Raw genomic sequence first — 14617 nt, 5'->3', positions numbered from 1 at the left:
GGCCAGGGGTCGGGCAGCTTCTTTAGGGGCGCGGGGAACTGCGCGACCAGCCCCCACCGGCCCGCACACGAAGTACTACCGACTCACAGGGCAAACTCAACTGGCAGCCGATCCAATCGAGACTCCCACGTAGATGCCGTAGAAGTCAGTTCCTCAGCTCCCACTCCCAACCGCAACCCCGGCAGGCGATGCAGCAACACATCCACCCCGACCTCAAGAATCGCCTGCCCAATACTCTGCCCAGGACACTCGTGCGGCCCCGAACTGAACGCCAGATGCGACTGATTGCCCTGCACGGACACCCCCGCACCAGGCCGAACCTCCGGATCGACATTCCCCGCGGTGAGCCCAAGAACGAGCAGATCCCCCTCCGCGATCCGGTGCCCCCCGAGCTCAAGATCCGCCGTAGCGAACCGCCCCGGCATGACGGCCAACGGCGGGCTGTCCCACATGACTTCCTCGACAACGGCCGAGACAGTCAACTGCCCACTGACCAGCCCGGAAAGCCGAGAGGTATCGGTAAGGATCCGCTGCAACACCCGAGCCAACAAGTTGCTGGTAGTCGTGTGCGCGGTGATCAGCACAAGCCGCACATGCATGACGACCTCTTCCGCATCGAGCCCAGCCGGATGTTCGATCAACGCGGTGGTGAAGTCAGACCCCGGCTCGGCCCGCTTGCGCTCGGCGAGTTCACCGAGGATCTCGATGATGCGGTCGTTGTGCAGCAGGGCGTCCTCTCCACCCTTGAGAACCTGCGCACTGGATTCCACCAGCCGGCTCCCGTCCGCCGCAGGAAGCCCCAGAATGCGAGTCAGCACAAGCATCGGCAGATACTCGGCATAGTCAGCCACCAGATCGGCGCGCCCGGCACCCGCGAACGCGTCAATCTGCTTGTTGGCGAAGTAAGTTGCGTGCCGCCGGACCCCCCGCCCGGCCGCCGCCAACAGCCCGTCGGTCACCGCGCCCCGCAGCCGACGGTGCGGTTCGCCGTCCTGGGAGACACAGTCCGGCCGCCACCCGACCATCGGCATGATCGGCGAGGTGTCCGGCACCCGCCCCTCGCGCCAGTCCCGCCAGATCCGCGCGTCCCGGGTGAACTGCCGGGGACTGTCCAGCACCCGCCGGTTGTCGCGGTACCCGAGGACCAGCCAGGCGGGCACGTCCCCTTCGAGCAACACCGGTGCCACAGAGCCGTGTTGCTCGCGCAGCCGCTCGTAGATGCCGCGCGGGTCGGTCGCCGCATCCGGCCCGTACAGTCGCGTGAGGTCGTCAGTCGACCCGTGGGCGACGGGGCAGCCGCGCGGGGCAGCGGGACCGTTCAAGGTCTGGTCGGTCATCGGGACTCCAGTGCGACGACGGCCGAGCGTTCCTTCAAGTGCCGTATCAGCGCGACCAGTACGTCACGGCTGGAGGAGCGGTCGCGGGCGTCGAAGGCCACGACCGGGATGTCCGGGGAGAGGTCCAGGGCGTCCCGGATCTCGTCGACCGGATGCTCCGGTGAGTCGGGGAAGACGTTCAGCGCGATGACGAACGGGACGTCCTGCCGTTCCATCTCCTCGATCGCGCGGAAACTGGAGGAGAGGCGGCGGGTGTCGACGAGGACCACCGCGCCGAGCGCGCCCTTGAACAGGCCGTTCCACAGGAACCAGAACCGCTCCTGGCCGGGCGTCCCGAACAGGTAGAGGACCAGCTCGTCGTTGAGGCGGATCTTGCCGAAGTCGAGGCTGACGGTGGTCTCCGTCTTGTCGGTGACCCCGATGAGGTGGTCGACTCCGGCGCTCGCCTGGGTGAGGGTCTCCTCGGTGGTGAGCGGCTTGATGTCACTGACCGAGCGGACCATCGTGGTCTTCCCGGTGCCGAAACCGCCGGCGATCATCACCTTCACCGAGCGGGTGCCCCCCTTGTCGACGCTTGCCTCCAGGGTGCCGAAGCCGGGCTGGTCAAAGCCTTTCAAGTCCACTGAGTACCTCCTCAAGGAGCGCGAGGTCGGGCCCGCGACCGGCGTCGTGCGCCGGGATGGGGTCACGGGCTTCGACGCGGTCCGCCTCCAGCAGGTCCGCCAGCAGCACCGCGAGAATGTTGAAGGGCAGTCCGAGGTAGGCGCCGAGTTCGGCCACCGACAGCGGCTCGCGGCACAGCCGGAGGATCTCCTCGTGCTCGTGCTGCATGCCCGGTACGGGCGCGGCGCGGGAGACGATGAGAGTCGCCACGTCGAGGCTCGACGCCGAACCGCCCGGTCCGCTGCGCCCTCCGGTGAGGACGTAGTAACGCTCCAGACCGGAGGGGTCGACTGGCCGGCGGGGAGCACTCATCCAGAGTGCTCCTCCAGGCGCGCGGTGGTGCCGAGGAGTTCACCCATCCTGCGGGCCAGGTCCCGCATCTGGTGTCCGAGGAGGCCCTGGTCGAGGCCCTCCCGGGCCAGCACGCCGAGATACGTCTCCACACCCGCGCGGACGACGAAGAGATGGCCGCCGTCGACCTCTATCATCGCCAGCCGCAACTGCCCCGCGTACTTGGGGAATTGCTCGGCCACCGGCTGGGCCAGCGCCTGCAGGCCGGCCACCACGGCCGCGAAGCGGTCCACGTCGTCGGGGTCCTCCGCACCGAAGGAGGTGATCGCCTTGCCGTCGCTGGAGGCCACGAGGGCGAAGCGGATCTCCGGGATGCTCTCCACCAGATCGCGGAGCGCCCAGCTCACGTCGGTTCCCTGTTGCGTCATGTGGACTCGTCGCTCTCTTCCGTGCTGTGCTCGGTGAACTCGCGGCCTGCGAACGCCGGTTCCTCCCCCGGGGTCTCCCGTCCGGCGTTGGCGAAGGCCGCCAGGCCGGTGAAGGAGGCGTCGGGCGGAACCACGGAGACGGCCATCTCCCCGGTCCGCTCGGCACGTTCGGCGCGCTCGGCACGTTCGGCCGCTTGGGGCCGCACCGTCTCGCCGCGTTTGCTACGGCGCCTGGGCAGCCCGCCGGGTGTGGTGTCCGCCGCCCCGGCGGTCTCGGCCGGGCTCTGCGCGACGGCGGTGCCAGGGCTCGTTTCCTCGGTCGCGGCCGTCGCAGCGGCCTGGAACGAGGGGGTGCCGGTCACGGCCGCCGCGGGCAGCCGGCTGAAGTACTTGTGCGGGACCACGACGACCACTGAGGTGCCGAGCCAGGGTGAGTCCGCGAAGGTGACGCGGATGCCGTAGCGGCGGGCGAGGGTGCCGACGACCCGCAGGCCGATGCTGGCGTCCTCGGAGACACCGCCGAGTCCGGGACCCGCGCCGGTGCCGGCGAGGGCGTGTTCGGCCTCGCGCTTGGACTCCTCGCTCAGGCCCTTGCCGGAGTCCTGGATCTCGATGCCGACGCCGTTCGGTACCTCCTTGCCGGAGACGATGACCGGCTCGGTGGGCGGCGAGTAGCGGGCCGCGTTGTCCAGGAGGTGGGCGAAGATCAGCGTGAGGTGGTCCACCAGGCCGCCGTCGACGCCGAGTTCGGGCAGCTGGCGTACGTCGACGCGGTGGAAGTCCTTGATCCGGCCGATGCCGCCGCGTACCACGCTGAGCAGTCGCTGCGGTTCCTGCCACTGCCGGCCGGGGCGGTCCGAGCCGCCGAGCACACCGACGCTCGCGGCGAGACAGTCGGCGGGGCCGATCTCCTGGTCCAGCTCCATCAGACCACTGGCGACGGCGGGCAACCGCCCGTGCTCGCCCTGGAGTTCGTGCAGTCGGCCGCGGAGCTTGCTGGTCAGTACGTGGATGCGGTTGCCGATGCTGATGACGGCCTGCTCGGCGGCGGTGGAGCGGTCGAACTCCTCCTCGACACCGATGAGCGAGATCCGCAGCACCTTGCGTAGTTCGGCCTGGAGCTCGGCGCTGACCTTCGCGCACTGGTTGGCGGCCGGCAGCAGGTCGTCGATGGAGTCACCCGCGCGCAACTGCTTAAGCGCGTTCGGGAGTTGTTCGTCGGCGAGCCTGGCCACGGCGCCGAGCTGGTGGGCGAGCTGTTCCTGCCACACCTCGGCCTGGTCGGCGAGCTGCGCCTCGTAGGACGCGGCCTGCTGGGTCAGCCGCTCCTCGAACGCCCGCGCCTGCTCGGCGAGTTGACCTTCATAGGCATGGGACCGATCGGCGAGCCGGGTCTCGTAGGCGCCGGAGTGCTCGGTCAGCTGCGCCTCCAGTGTGGCGCGTTCGGCGCTGAACTTCCGCTCCAGGCCCGCCACATGCTGCTGCCACTGCTGGGAGTGCTCGGCCTGCGAGGTGCGGAAACCGCTTTCGGAACGGCGCAGTTGGGCCCGGGTGCGGACGAGCAGTCGTACGCACACGGCACTGGCCGCCGTGGCCACCGCTCCGGCCACGGTCGCGGTTATTCGCTCCGGGCTCATGAACGTGGCGGCGACCGTCCCACCCCCCAAGGCCAGCGGCATCAGCCACCAGCTGTACCAGGCGACAGGGGCCCGCGCCGCCGGTGGCGGAGTGGCGAGTTCCATCTGCATCCCTCGAAGCGACACGAACGAACATGGGGGTGTGCGAGGACAGACCGCACTCGGGAGGACGCACCAGGAGCCGACCCGTTTCGACCACGTCAACTCGCTGCGCCGCACGGGAGCTTATCGGGTTTGAACCGTAAAAGATCAACCTCAAGGCGGTGCGGAAGTGAGGGTTCCGTCACGCTCCGGAAAGTCTGAACATGGACAGGTGTCCAGTTATAGTAGACACCTGTCCAAGTTGACGAGGAGTCGATCGATCATGGAAACGCTCGCGAACGTGCTGGTGGGGCTGGTGGCCGCGCTGCACCTGTACATCCTGGTGCTCGAAATGTTCCTGTGGGAGAAGAAGCCCGGGCGCGGGCTGCACGGCTTCGACCCCGGCATGGCAAGAGCCACCGCGCCGTTGGCCGCGAACCAGGGCCTGTACAACGGCTTCCTCGCGGCGGGTCTCATCTGGGGCCTGATCGCCGCCGACCCGACCGGCTTCCGCGCCCAGGTGTTCTTCCTGAGCTGCGTCGTGATCGCGGGCGTCTACGGCACGGTGACGGCGAACCGGCGCATCCTGTTCGCCCAGGCGCTGCCCGGCGCGGTGGCCCTGGCCGCCGTCCTGATCGCCCGGTGAGCCGCGCCGAGCCCGAGGACCGGCGGGCCGCCCGCACCCGGGCACGGCTGCGCCAGGCCCTCCTCGACGAGTGCGCCGAACACTCCCTGGAGGAGGTCGGCGTCACCGCCCTGGCGCGCCGGGCGGGGGTCGGCCGGGCCACCTTCTACGTCCACTACGACGGGCTGGAAGCGCTTGCCGTCGACGCCTGCGCGGACGTCGTACGGGAGGCCGTGGAGGCACTGCACGCGTGGCGCGGGCGGCCCGACCCGGTGCACGCGCCGCCCGCGCTGCCGGAGTTCTTCGCCGGGCTGCTCCCCCACGCGGCCCTGTACCGCGCCCTGTTGAGCCCGGGCGGCGGCGGCCCGCTCGGCCGGGTGCTGCACCGGGACCTGCGCGCCTACAGCCTCCGCGAGCGCGAACTCGCGGGCGCGGCGGACGCCCCGCTGATCGCCTCGGCCGTCGCCGGGACCTTCGGCGGGGTCCTCGCCGACTGGCTGCACGGGCTGTTGGAGGGCACGGCGGAGGAAATCGCCGACCAGGTATGGCAGTTGCTGGTCGCCCTGCACATGAGCCGGTGACGGACGCTCAAAGGCAGCCCTCGCCCGTCTTGACCGCGGGCCAGGCCTCCACGCCGTCCGGTGTGCGCACGTACGCCTTCGACGCGTCGGCGGTGAGCCACAACTGCCAGTCGCGGTACCGGTATCCGGTGTCGTGGGCACCCGCCGGCATGCGGACGTCACCGTCGTAGGGGGCGGTGAGCATCTGGGAAGGGAGCACCTTGTCAGGATCGCGGGCGTACAGCCTCCCCTTCACGCCTTCGCCGATCTGCAGGAAGTGCGCCTTCTGCCAGTCGCAGTGCGCGGCACCGACCGAACTGCTCACCACCGTGGTCGCCACCCGCTTCCCGTCCTTGCCGGTCCAGATCTCGTATCCGTGCGCCTTGGTGAAACTCTCCGGGAGTTCGGCCGGGTCGCAGGAAGCGCTGGTCTCCGGGCCCCAACCCGGCCTGTTCTTACGGTCCTTGGCGACGACGACGGCCACCTTCGTGCGGCCGTCGACGTCGTAGGAGAACAGGACGCGGCCGTCCGCCTTGCGCTCGACGCGGTAGCCCGTGCGTGGCACGTCCGGCTGCTCGATGTCGAAGTACGCCCGCAGGCCGCCCTCGGGGGTCTTGCCGCCGTCGCCCTTGCTCCATGCGTCGGCGCCACCGCCCTCGTACATCGCGCCGTCGCACTCCAGCGCCCGGCCCGCGGCACCCGACTTGTCGGAGCCGGTGGCCGACACGTACAGGGGTCCGACGTAGGGCGTGGCCGGCGGTGTGCCCGCGACCACGACGTCCTTCCCGTCGTCCGTGCCGCATCCCACTGCCGTCACGGCCACCAGTACGGCGACCCCTGCCAGACCTCTGCGCATGTGCTGCCCCTTCGCGTCTTGTTCCTACGACGCACGGGCGGGCCGAAACGTTGGGGTTCAGCGGGCTTCTTGGAACGTCCGCCGGTACGCCTGTGGGGAGACCCCGATCGCCGCGTGCAGATGCTGCCGCAGGGACGCGCCCGTGGCGAAGCCGACGCGGCCTGCGATCTGGTCGACCGACAGGTCGCTGGCCTCCAGGAGGTCGCGGGCGCGGGCGACGCGTTGCTGGATCAGCCAGCGGCCGGGGCTGAGGCCCACCTCGTCGTTGAAGCGGCGGGCGAAGGTGCGCAGGCTCATTCCGGCGTGCCGGGCGAGGTCGGTCAGGGCGAGGGGCTCGTCGAGGCGGGTGAGGGCCCAGTCGCGGGTGGCGGCCGTGCTGGTGACCCCGCAGTCCGGCACCGGCTGCTGGATGTACTGGGCCTGGCCGCCGTCGCGGAACGGCGGGACGACGCAGCTGCGGGCGACCGCGTTGGCGAGTTCGCTGCCGTGGTCCGTGCGCACGATGTGCAGGCAGATGTCGACTCCGGAGGCCGCGCCCGCGGAGGTGAGGATCCGGCCGTCGTGGACGAAGAGCACGTCCGGGTCCAGGTCGACCTGCGGATACAGGGCCCGGAAACGGTCGACGACCTGCCAGTGGGTGGTGGCCCGGCGGCCGTCGAGGAGACCGGCGGCGGCGAGCACGAAGGCGGCCGTGCAGATCGAGACGATCCGCGCGTCCGGGCGGATCCGGGCGAGGGCGGCGGCGATCTCGGCGGGCAGCCCCTCAGGGATGCGCGGGGTCGCCATGGAGGCGACCACGACCGTGTCCGCCGTTTCGAGGATCTCGGGGCCGTGCTCCACCGCGACCGAGAAGTCGGCGTTGGTGCGCACCGGGCGGCCGTCGACCGTGCAGGTCAGCACCTCGTAGCGGCCGTCGGCCGCGCCGAGGATACGGCTGGGGATGCCCAGCTCGAAGGGGTAGACGCCGTCGAGCGCCAGGACCACGACCCGTTCCACATGCTGCATGGCACGATTCTATCGAAGGTTGGCCATCGTGCCATTTCCTTGTCGTGCGGGACCCGGCAGGCTGACTGACCATGAGCACTGTGAACACCATGCGAGTCATCACGCAGAACGCCCTCGGTGGTCCCGAGGTCCTCGAAGTCGCCGAGGTCGAGCGGCCCGCGCCGCGCGCCAACGAGATCCTGATCCGGGTCCACGCCGCCGGGCTCAACCCCACCGACTGGAAGCACCGGGCCACCGGCGGCTTCCTCGGCGAACCGCCGTTCACCCTCGGCTGGGACGTCTCCGGCGTCGTCGAGGCCGTCGGCGTCGGTGTCGCCCGTCTCGCACCCGGCGACGAGGTCTTCGGGATGCTGTCCTACCCGTGGGGCCACGGCTCGCACGCCGAGTACGTCGCCGCCCCCGCCCGCGCCTTCGTCCACAAGCCCGCCGGTATCGACCACATCCAGGCGGGTGCGCTCCCCCTGGTCTCGCTGACCGCGTGGCAGGCGCTGGTCGAGAACGCCCAAGTCCAGCCCGGTCAGCGGGTGTTGATCCACGCGGCGGCCGGCGGGGTCGGTCATGTGGCCGTGCAGATCGCCAAGGCGCGCGGCGCGTATGTGATCGGCACGGCGAGCGCGGCCAAGCACGACTTCCTCCGGGAACTCGGTGTCGACGAGGCGATCGACTACCGGGAGACCGACTTCAGCGAGGCCGTGAAGGACGTGGACGTCGTCCTGGACATGCTCGGCGGCGAGACCGCGCTCAAGTCGCTGCGGGTGCTGCGGCCGGGCGGGATCGTGGTCTCCATCGTGCCGATGGGCAAGCCGGACTTCTACGAGGAGGCCGAGCGGCTCGGTGTGCGGGCGGTCCGGATGCTCGTCGACGCCGACCGCGCCGACATGGAGTCGATCGCGGAACTCGTCGAGGCGGGCAAGCTGCGCGCGACGATCGCCAAGACGTTCCCGCTGGCCGATGCCGCCGAGGCACACGCGCTCGGCGGCACCGGCCGCACCGCGGGCAAGCTGGTGCTGACGGTCGACTGACCGACCGAACGGGTCAGAAGGTGAGCACGGGCTTGATCGCCTTGCCCGCGCTCATGTCCCGCACCGCCTGGTCGATGTCCGCGAACGGATATGTGGTGATCAGGCGGTGCAGCGGCAGCCGCCCCTCCTTGACCAGCCGCACCAGCGCCGGGATGAAGCTCTGCGTCTCGCTGTCGCCGAGGGTGAGACCCACGATCCGCTTCCCGGGGAGCAACCCGTTGACGTCCAGGGCGACTTCACTGCCGAACGGCGGTGCCCCTACGACGACCAGCGTGCCCCGGGCGGCGAGCGCGTCGGCGCCCTGGCGGAGGACTCCGACATTGCCGGTCGTCTCGACGATGCCGTCGGCTCCCTGGCCGTCGGTCAGCACCGCGAGGGTCTCGCCGAGGTCGGCCTCGCCCGCGTTCACGGTGTGAGTAGCCCCCAACTCCTTTGCCAGGGCCAGCCGTTCACCGACGCGGTCGACGGCGATGATCCGGGTGGCCGGGGTGAGCGCGGCGGCCATGACCGCGGACAGACCCACCGCCCCGGCACCGAGCACCACGATCGTGTCGCCGAGCCGGGGCTTGAGGACGTTCCACACGGCACCGACGCCGGTCTGAACTCCGCAGCCCAGCGGGGCGATCGACTCCAGCGGCACATCCGGGTCGACCTTCACCAGGCTGCGCTCGTCGACCAACGCCCGCTCGGCGAAAGAGGATTGACCGAAGAAGTGCCCGCCGAGCGGTTCGCCGTCGCGGCTGATGGTGCTGCTGCCGTCGGCGCGGCGACCGCCGATGAGGTTCAGCGGCAGCCAGGTCGCGCAGTAGGCGGGGTGTCCGCCCTGGCAGTTGCGGCAGTCGCCGCAGGACGTGAAGGACAGCACGACATGGTCGCCGGGCACGACACCGGTGACGGCCGAGCCGACCTCCTCGACGACACCGGCGCCCTCGTGACCGAGAACTCCCGGGAGCGGGAAAGGCAGTCCGCCGCTCGCCGCACCAAGGTCCGTGTGACACAGGCCGGTTGCGACGACTCGGACCAGCGCCTCGTGCGGGCCCGGCTCGGCCAGTTCGACGGCGGTGAGGGTGAAGGGTGCGCCGCCCGACTCGACGACTGCCGCGCGCGTGGTGGTGGACATCGTACGAACTCCTCAGTGGGCGTGGTCAGTTGAGTTGACCGGCGGGGTCGGTCGCGTTGCTGGGCGTGGTCAGTCGAGGGAGACGACGACGGACTTGGTCCGGGTATAGGCGGCGAGGCCCTCGGGGCCGTACTCGCGGCCGAAGCCGGAGTCCTTGACGCCGCCGAAGGGGACGTTGGGGTCGAGCATCGCCCAGTCGTTGACCCAGACGATGCCCGCCTGGAGCCGGTCGGCGATGCGGTGGGCGCGAGTGAGGTTGCCGGTCTGGATGCCCGAAGCCAGACCGTAGGGCGTGGAGTTGGCGAGTTCGACGGCCTCGTCCTCGGTGTCGAAGGGCTGCACGGTGAGGACCGGGCCGAAGATCTCCTCCTGGATCACCCGGGAGTCGTTGGCGAGGTCGGCGATGACGGTGGGCTTGTAGTAGTAGCCGCCGTCCAGGTCGAGGCGTTCGCCGCCGCAGACGATGCGGGCGCCCTCCTTGCGGGCGAGGTCGACGTACTCCTCGACCTTGCGCAGGTGCTTCTCCCCCGCCATCGGGCCCACGACGGTCTCGGGCAGCCGGGGGTCGCCGAGCGGTACGCCGGGGACGGCGTCGGCGAGGATGTTGAGGAGGGTGCTGTAGACGGGGCGGGCCACCAGCAGACGGGGGCCGCCCATGCAGAACTGGCCTGTGTTGAAGACGAATCCCTTGATGACCGCGCCGACTGCCTTCTCCAGGTCGGCGTCCTCGAAGACGAGATGGGCCGCGTTGCCGCCGAGTTCCATGGTCACGGACTTGAGGTTCTCGCCGGCGATACTCGCGGCGTGCCGGCCGACGGCGGTGGAGCCGGTGAAGGCGATCTTGTCGATGCCGGTGTGCCGGAGCAGGGCCTCGCCGACGACCGGGCCCGCGCCGGTGACGACGTTGACGACGCCGTCCGGGACGCCGGCCCGCTGGAGCAGTCCGGCCATGTAGAGGGCGCTGAGCGGGGTCTCGTCGGCGGGCTTGTGGACCACGGTGTTGCCGGCCGCGAGGGCGGGGGCGAGTTTCGAACCGGCCAGAATCAGCGGGAAGTTGAAGGGGGTGATCGCGGCGACCACGCCGAGCGGTTCGCGCTTGGTGTAGGCGAGGGCGTTGAGCGGGGTGTCGCGGACGGCACCGTCCAGTGAGTGGGCGAGGGCCGCGTAGTGCTCGTAGTCGTTGGCCGCGTTGGTGACGTCGACGGCGTGGCAGAGGGTGATGGGTTTGCCGACGTCGAGGCTCTCCAACTGGGCGAGTTCGTCGGCGTTCTCGCGGATCAGCTCGGCGACGCGGTGCAGGATCCGGCCGCGTTCACGTCCGCTGAGCCCGGACCAGTGACCGCTGTCGAAGGCCTCGCGGGCGGCGCGGACGGCCGCGTCCACATCGGCGGGGCCCGCCTCCGCGACCGTGGTGACGACCCGGCCCCGGGACGGGTCGACCACCTCGGTGCGCGCTCCGTCGGCGGCCTCGCACCAGCGGCCTCCGACGAACAGGCGGCCGGGTTCGATCTCGAAGGCGGTCATCGCCACTCCTCAGCATCGTTGCCAGGACTATCGTTGCCAAGATTTCAACCAACAGGATTCCTGTTGGTTTCTCGTCTGGTCCGCAGTCTCGTTACGGACAGGTTTCCTGTCAATGCTCTAGGGTGAATCCATGGCTGAACCCTTGGCTGAACCCCTGACCGGACCCCTTGTCGGCACCCACGCGACGAAGGCACCCCCCTCCCTGCTGTACATGGTCAAGCAGGTGGAGCTGGTCGTCCGCTCCCACCTGGACGAGCTGGTCAGGCCGTACGGGATCACCGCACTCCAGTACACCGCGCTCACGGTTCTGCAGCGACACGACGGCCTGTCGGCGGCGCAGCTCGCCCGGGACTCCTTCGTCACCGCGCAGTCCATCGCCGATCTCGTGCGCTCCCTGGAGGGGCGCGGGCTGATCCGCCGGGAGCGCAATCCACGCAACCGACGCGAGCTGCTGATCCTCCTGACCGAGGAGGCGCGCGAGCTGCTGGCGGGCTGCGCCGGGCCGGTGCGGGAGCTGGAGGAACGGATGGTCGCCCAGCTCACGGCACATCAGAGCGAGCAGTTCCGGCAGGCACTTTCCAAGGCCTGGCACGCACTGTCGTAGGCCCGGGCGTACGCCGGCGCGCGACTGCGCCGAACATCTCAGAAAGCTCTGGCTAGATTCGAAGACATATGTCAATCGAACATGCTCAAATTCACTCCATCGAGGGTAACTTGCAGGGCGGGGAGCGCTTCTACGCTCAACCCCGCTTCACCGAGGGCCGGTTGGAGGCGAAGTGGACGTGCAGCAGGAACCCGCGCCGCTGACCCGGTATCTGCGTGTCCACCGGGACCGCGGGTTCACGGTCCTGGAGTTCCGCGGCGAGATCGACATCGCCGCGGCGACGGAGATCCTGCCGTATCTGGACCGGGTGACGGCGCGGCCCCGCGCGCGGGTCGTGATCGACCTCAGCCAGGTCGAGTTCTTCGACTGCTCGGGGCTGCGCCTGCTGTACCGGGCACGGCAGCGGATGTTGGAGCGCGACGGCAGGCTGCACCTCGTCTGCGCCCATCCGCTGACGCTGCGCATCCTGCGGGTCACCGGACTCAGTCGGCTGCTGCCGCCGCAGCCGACGCTGGACGCGGCCCTGGGGCAGCCCGAGGCCACGTCCGGCACGTTATGAGCCTTACAGGGAGCGCTACTTGAGGATTTTGGTGACCTGACCGGCCCCGACCGTCCGGCCGCCCTCGCGGATCGCGAACTTCAACCCCTCCTCCATGGCGATGGGTTGGATCAGTTCGACGTGCATGGTCGTGTTGTCGCCAGGCATGACCATCTCGGTGCCCTTCGGTAGGGTCACCACGCCGGTCACGTCCGTCGTGCGGAAGTAGAACTGCGGGCGGTAGTTGTGGAAGAAGGGCGTGTGCCGGCCGCCCTCGTCCTTGGACAGGATGTAGGCGCGGGCCTCGAACTCCGTGTGCGGGGTGACCGATCCGGGCTTGATGACGACCTGGCCGCGCTCCACGTCCTCGCGCTTGACCCCACGCAGGAGCAGTCCGACGTTCTCGCCGGCCCGGCCCTCGTCGAGGAGTTTGCGGAACATCTCGATGCCGGTGACGGTGGTCCGGGTCTTCTGCGGGTGGATGCCGATGATCTCCACCTCGTGGTTGACCTTCAGGATCCCGCGCTCGATCCGGCCGGTGACGACGGTGCCGCGCCCGGTGATGGTGAAGACGTCCTCGATCGGCAGCAGGAACGGCCGGTCCACGTCCCGTACCGGCTGGGGCACGAACTCGTCGACGGCGGCGAGGAGTTCGAGCACCGAGGCGGTCCACTCGGGGTCCCCTTCGAGGGCCTTGAGCGCGGACACCTTGACCACCGGGAGGTCGTCGCCGGGGAACTCGTACTCGGTGAGCAGCTCGCGCACCTCCAGCTCGACCAGTTCCAGGATCTCCTCGTCGTCGACCATGTCCGTCTTGTTGAGGGCGACGACGATGTACGGCACGCCGACCTGCCGGGCCAGCAGGACGTGTTCCTTGGTCTGCGGCATGGGCCCGTCGGTGGCCGCGACGACGAGGATCGCGCCGTCCATCTGAGCGGCGCCGGTGATCATGTTCTTGATGTAGTCGGCGTGCCCGGGGCAGTCGACGTGGGCGTAGTGCCGGTGTTCGGTCTGGTACTCGACGTGCGCGATCGAGATGGTGATGCCGCGCTGCCGTTCCTCGGGCGCCTTGTCGATCTGGTCGAACGGCGTGAAGGGGTTGAGGTCGGGGAACCGGTCGTGCAGCACCTTCGTGATGGCCGCTGTGAGGGTGGTCTTGCCGTGGTCGATGTGACCGATGGTGCCGACGTTCACATGGGGTTTGGTCCGCTCGAACTTCGCCTTCGCCACGGCGAGTCCTCCTGATCACCTCGGTTGATGCCGAGCGTTGCTCCGTCCCCTCATGTCTATTCGTTCGGCGGCGCGTCGAACAGGGCGCTGACGGACTCGCCGTTGTGAATGCGGCGTACGGCCTCGGCGAGCGCGGGGGCGATGGACAGGATGCGCAGCTTCTCGGTGCGCTCCTCCTCGGGCACCGGCACCGTGTTGGTGCAGACGATCTCCAGCACGTCGGGCTGCTCGCCGATCCGCTTGAGCGCGCCTGCCGCGAACAGGCCGTGCGTACAGGCCACTCGGATCGAGCGCGGGCCCAACTCCCGCAGCCGGTCCAGGAGTTCGAGCACGGTGCTGCCCTTGGCGATCTCGTCGTCCAGGACGATGACGTCCCGGTCGGCGATGTCACCGATGACGGAACTGATGACGACCCGGTCGTCCGCGTACCGCTGCTTGGCACCGGCGGCCACTTGCGCGCCGATCAGCCGGGCGAACGCGGCGGCCTCCTTGGCGTTGCCGAGGTCAGGGGAGACGACGGTGGTGCGGGAGAGGTCGTACTGCCGGAAGTGCGCGGCCAGTTCACGCAGCGCGTGCAGATGGTCGACCGGCACCGAGAAGAAGCCGTGCACCTGGGGCGAGTGCAGGGTCATGGCCAGCACGCGGCTCGCGCCCGCCGCCACCATCAGGTCGGCGACCAGCCGCCCGCCGAGCGAGATGCGCGGGGCGTCCTTCTTGTCGGAGCGGGCGTACGAGTAGTGCGGCATGACGACGGTGATCCGCCCGGCGGAGGCGCCGCGCGCCGCGTCGCACATCAGCAGCAGCTCCACCAGGTTCTCCTGAACCGGCTTGACGAGCGGCTGGATCAGAAAGACGTCCCGTTCCCGGCAGTTGGCCTGGAGCTGTACCTCCAGGCAGTCGTTGGCGAACCGGCTGACCCGGGTCGGGCTGAGCGGGACATCGAGATGCGCGCAGACCTCCCTGGCCAACTCGGGATGGGCGTTCCCGCTGAACACGGCGATGTCTCGCACGATCTGCTGCTCCTCGCATGATCATTCCCGGCCGTGGTTCATGCTACTGACCCGCGAAAACGGGTTGCGAGCCGCCCACTCCCGCA

The 14617-nt window shown here is 69.7% G+C and carries 16 protein-coding genes; 5 read left to right on the top strand and 11 right to left on the bottom strand.

The window, feature by feature from the left end; genetic code table 11:
* Positions 1 to 83: 83 nt before the first annotated feature.
* Genes OG588_RS45525 through OG588_RS45505 form a run of 5 tightly spaced genes read right to left on the bottom strand, consistent with a single transcriptional unit; the run spans position 84 to position 4461 of the window.
* Positions 84 to 1337 (bottom strand): cytochrome P450, encoded by a 1254-nt coding sequence (locus OG588_RS45525; RefSeq protein ID WP_405952403.1) that lies wholly within the window; start codon positions 1335 to 1337, stop codon positions 84 to 86.
* Complete coding sequence (locus OG588_RS45520) at positions 1334 to 1960, bottom strand: GTP-binding protein (protein WP_405952402.1); 627 nt, start codon at positions 1958 to 1960, stop codon at positions 1334 to 1336. The genes OG588_RS45525 and OG588_RS45520 overlap by 4 nt, the downstream gene beginning before the upstream one ends.
* Positions 1941 to 2312 carry a DUF742 domain-containing protein gene (locus OG588_RS45515; RefSeq protein WP_019057750.1) on the bottom strand — a complete coding sequence of 124 codons (372 nt, stop codon included), beginning with the start codon at positions 2310 to 2312 and terminating at the stop codon, positions 1941 to 1943. Before OG588_RS45515 ends, OG588_RS45520 begins: the two co-directional genes overlap by 20 nt.
* Positions 2309 to 2719: a roadblock/LC7 domain-containing protein gene (locus OG588_RS45510; protein ID WP_019057749.1), complete on the bottom strand. Its 411-nt coding sequence runs from the start codon at positions 2717 to 2719 to the stop codon at positions 2309 to 2311. The genes OG588_RS45515 and OG588_RS45510 overlap by 4 nt, the downstream gene beginning before the upstream one ends.
* Positions 2716 to 4461: an ATP-binding protein gene (locus tag OG588_RS45505; RefSeq protein WP_405953382.1), complete on the bottom strand. Its 1746-nt coding sequence runs from the start codon at positions 4459 to 4461 to the stop codon at positions 2716 to 2718. Before OG588_RS45505 ends, OG588_RS45510 begins: the two co-directional genes overlap by 4 nt.
* Before the next feature lie 259 nt (positions 4462 to 4720).
* Between OG588_RS45505 and OG588_RS45500 the strand changes: the two genes are divergently transcribed.
* Both OG588_RS45500 and OG588_RS45495 read left to right on the top strand, forming a co-directional pair.
* Complete coding sequence (locus OG588_RS45500; protein WP_405952401.1) at positions 4721 to 5083, top strand: DUF1304 domain-containing protein; 363 nt, start codon at positions 4721 to 4723, stop codon at positions 5081 to 5083.
* Positions 5080 to 5643: a TetR/AcrR family transcriptional regulator gene (locus tag OG588_RS45495; protein WP_405952400.1), complete on the top strand. Its 564-nt coding sequence runs from the start codon at positions 5080 to 5082 to the stop codon at positions 5641 to 5643. The genes OG588_RS45500 and OG588_RS45495 overlap by 4 nt, the downstream gene beginning before the upstream one ends.
* A 7-nt stretch (positions 5644 to 5650) precedes the next feature.
* On the opposite strand, the gene OG588_RS45490 is transcribed toward OG588_RS45495, so the two are convergent.
* The gene (locus tag OG588_RS45490; RefSeq protein WP_405952399.1) at positions 5651 to 6478 is read right to left on the bottom strand and encodes a hypothetical protein; all 828 of its coding nucleotides are present in this window, start codon (positions 6476 to 6478) and stop codon (positions 5651 to 5653) included.
* 57 nt (positions 6479 to 6535) lie between these two features.
* Positions 6536 to 7483, bottom strand: a complete 948-nt coding sequence (locus OG588_RS45485; protein ID WP_405952398.1) for a GlxA family transcriptional regulator — start codon at positions 7481 to 7483, stop codon at positions 6536 to 6538.
* Positions 7484 to 7554: 71 nt separating this feature from the next.
* Here OG588_RS45485 and OG588_RS45480 point away from each other — a divergent pair, with 71 nt between their 5' ends.
* Positions 7555 to 8505 (top strand): NADP-dependent oxidoreductase, encoded by a 951-nt coding sequence (locus OG588_RS45480; protein WP_405952397.1) that lies wholly within the window; start codon positions 7555 to 7557, stop codon positions 8503 to 8505.
* Between the two features lie 13 nt (positions 8506 to 8518).
* Here the strand turns inward: OG588_RS45480 and OG588_RS45475 are convergent, their stop codons facing one another.
* Both OG588_RS45475 and OG588_RS45470 read right to left on the bottom strand, forming a co-directional pair.
* Positions 8519 to 9625, bottom strand: coding sequence for an NAD(P)-dependent alcohol dehydrogenase (locus OG588_RS45475; protein ID WP_405952396.1), 1107 nt, complete (start codon positions 9623 to 9625; stop codon positions 8519 to 8521).
* Between the two features lie 69 nt (positions 9626 to 9694).
* Positions 9695 to 11149: an aldehyde dehydrogenase family protein gene (locus OG588_RS45470; protein ID WP_405952395.1), complete on the bottom strand. Its 1455-nt coding sequence runs from the start codon at positions 11147 to 11149 to the stop codon at positions 9695 to 9697.
* 130 nt (positions 11150 to 11279) lie between these two features.
* Between OG588_RS45470 and OG588_RS45465 the strand changes: the two genes are divergently transcribed.
* Both OG588_RS45465 and OG588_RS45460 read left to right on the top strand, forming a co-directional pair.
* Positions 11280 to 11753, top strand: coding sequence for a MarR family winged helix-turn-helix transcriptional regulator (locus tag OG588_RS45465; protein ID WP_405952394.1), 474 nt, complete (start codon positions 11280 to 11282; stop codon positions 11751 to 11753).
* A 178-nt stretch (positions 11754 to 11931) separates the two neighbouring features.
* Positions 11932 to 12312 (top strand): anti-sigma factor antagonist, encoded by a 381-nt coding sequence (locus OG588_RS45460; protein ID WP_405953381.1) that lies wholly within the window; start codon positions 11932 to 11934, stop codon positions 12310 to 12312.
* A 15-nt stretch (positions 12313 to 12327) separates the two neighbouring features.
* On the opposite strand, the gene tuf is transcribed toward OG588_RS45460, so the two are convergent.
* Both tuf and OG588_RS45450 read right to left on the bottom strand, forming a co-directional pair.
* Positions 12328 to 13521, bottom strand: coding sequence for an elongation factor Tu (gene tuf / locus OG588_RS45455; protein WP_366093629.1), 1194 nt, complete (start codon positions 13519 to 13521; stop codon positions 12328 to 12330).
* 56 nt (positions 13522 to 13577) lie between these two features.
* On the bottom strand, positions 13578 to 14531 hold the full coding sequence (locus OG588_RS45450) for a ribose-phosphate pyrophosphokinase (protein ID WP_317771488.1): 954 nt from the start codon (positions 14529 to 14531) through the stop codon (positions 13578 to 13580).
* Positions 14532 to 14617 lie beyond the last annotated feature (86 nt).

It is taken from the genome of Streptomyces prunicolor, assembly GCF_045162825.1.
Classification (GTDB): domain Bacteria; phylum Actinomycetota; class Actinomycetes; order Streptomycetales; family Streptomycetaceae; genus Streptomyces; species Streptomyces prunicolor.
This window is presented reverse-complemented; position numbering and strand designations above follow the sequence as displayed.

Bases quoted from the DNA above. Each gene is read 5' to 3' on its own strand.
- OG588_RS45525 (WP_405952403.1), bottom strand. From the start codon at position 1,337: ATGACCGACCAGACCTTGAACGGTCCCGCTGCCCCGCGCGGCTGCCCC.
- OG588_RS45465 (WP_405952394.1), top strand. From the start codon at position 11,280: ATGGCTGAACCCTTGGCTGAACCCCTGACCGGACCCCTTGTCGGCACC.
- OG588_RS45510 (WP_019057749.1), bottom strand. From the start codon at position 2,719: ATGACGCAACAGGGAACCGACGTGAGCTGGGCGCTCCGCGATCTGGTG.
- OG588_RS45475 (WP_405952396.1), bottom strand. From the start codon at position 9,625: ATGTCCACCACCACGCGCGCGGCAGTCGTCGAGTCGGGCGGCGCACCC.
- OG588_RS45515 (WP_019057750.1), bottom strand. From the start codon at position 2,312: ATGAGTGCTCCCCGCCGGCCAGTCGACCCCTCCGGTCTGGAGCGTTAC.
- OG588_RS45485 (WP_405952398.1), bottom strand. From the start codon at position 7,483: ATGCAGCATGTGGAACGGGTCGTGGTCCTGGCGCTCGACGGCGTCTAC.
- OG588_RS45505 (WP_405953382.1), bottom strand. From the start codon at position 4,461: ATGGAACTCGCCACTCCGCCACCGGCGGCGCGGGCCCCTGTCGCCTGG.
- OG588_RS45470 (WP_405952395.1), bottom strand. From the start codon at position 11,149: ATGACCGCCTTCGAGATCGAACCCGGCCGCCTGTTCGTCGGAGGCCGC.
- OG588_RS45480 (WP_405952397.1), top strand. From the start codon at position 7,555: ATGAGCACTGTGAACACCATGCGAGTCATCACGCAGAACGCCCTCGGT.
- OG588_RS45500 (WP_405952401.1), top strand. From the start codon at position 4,721: ATGGAAACGCTCGCGAACGTGCTGGTGGGGCTGGTGGCCGCGCTGCAC.
- OG588_RS45490 (WP_405952399.1), bottom strand. From the start codon at position 6,478: ATGCGCAGAGGTCTGGCAGGGGTCGCCGTACTGGTGGCCGTGACGGCA.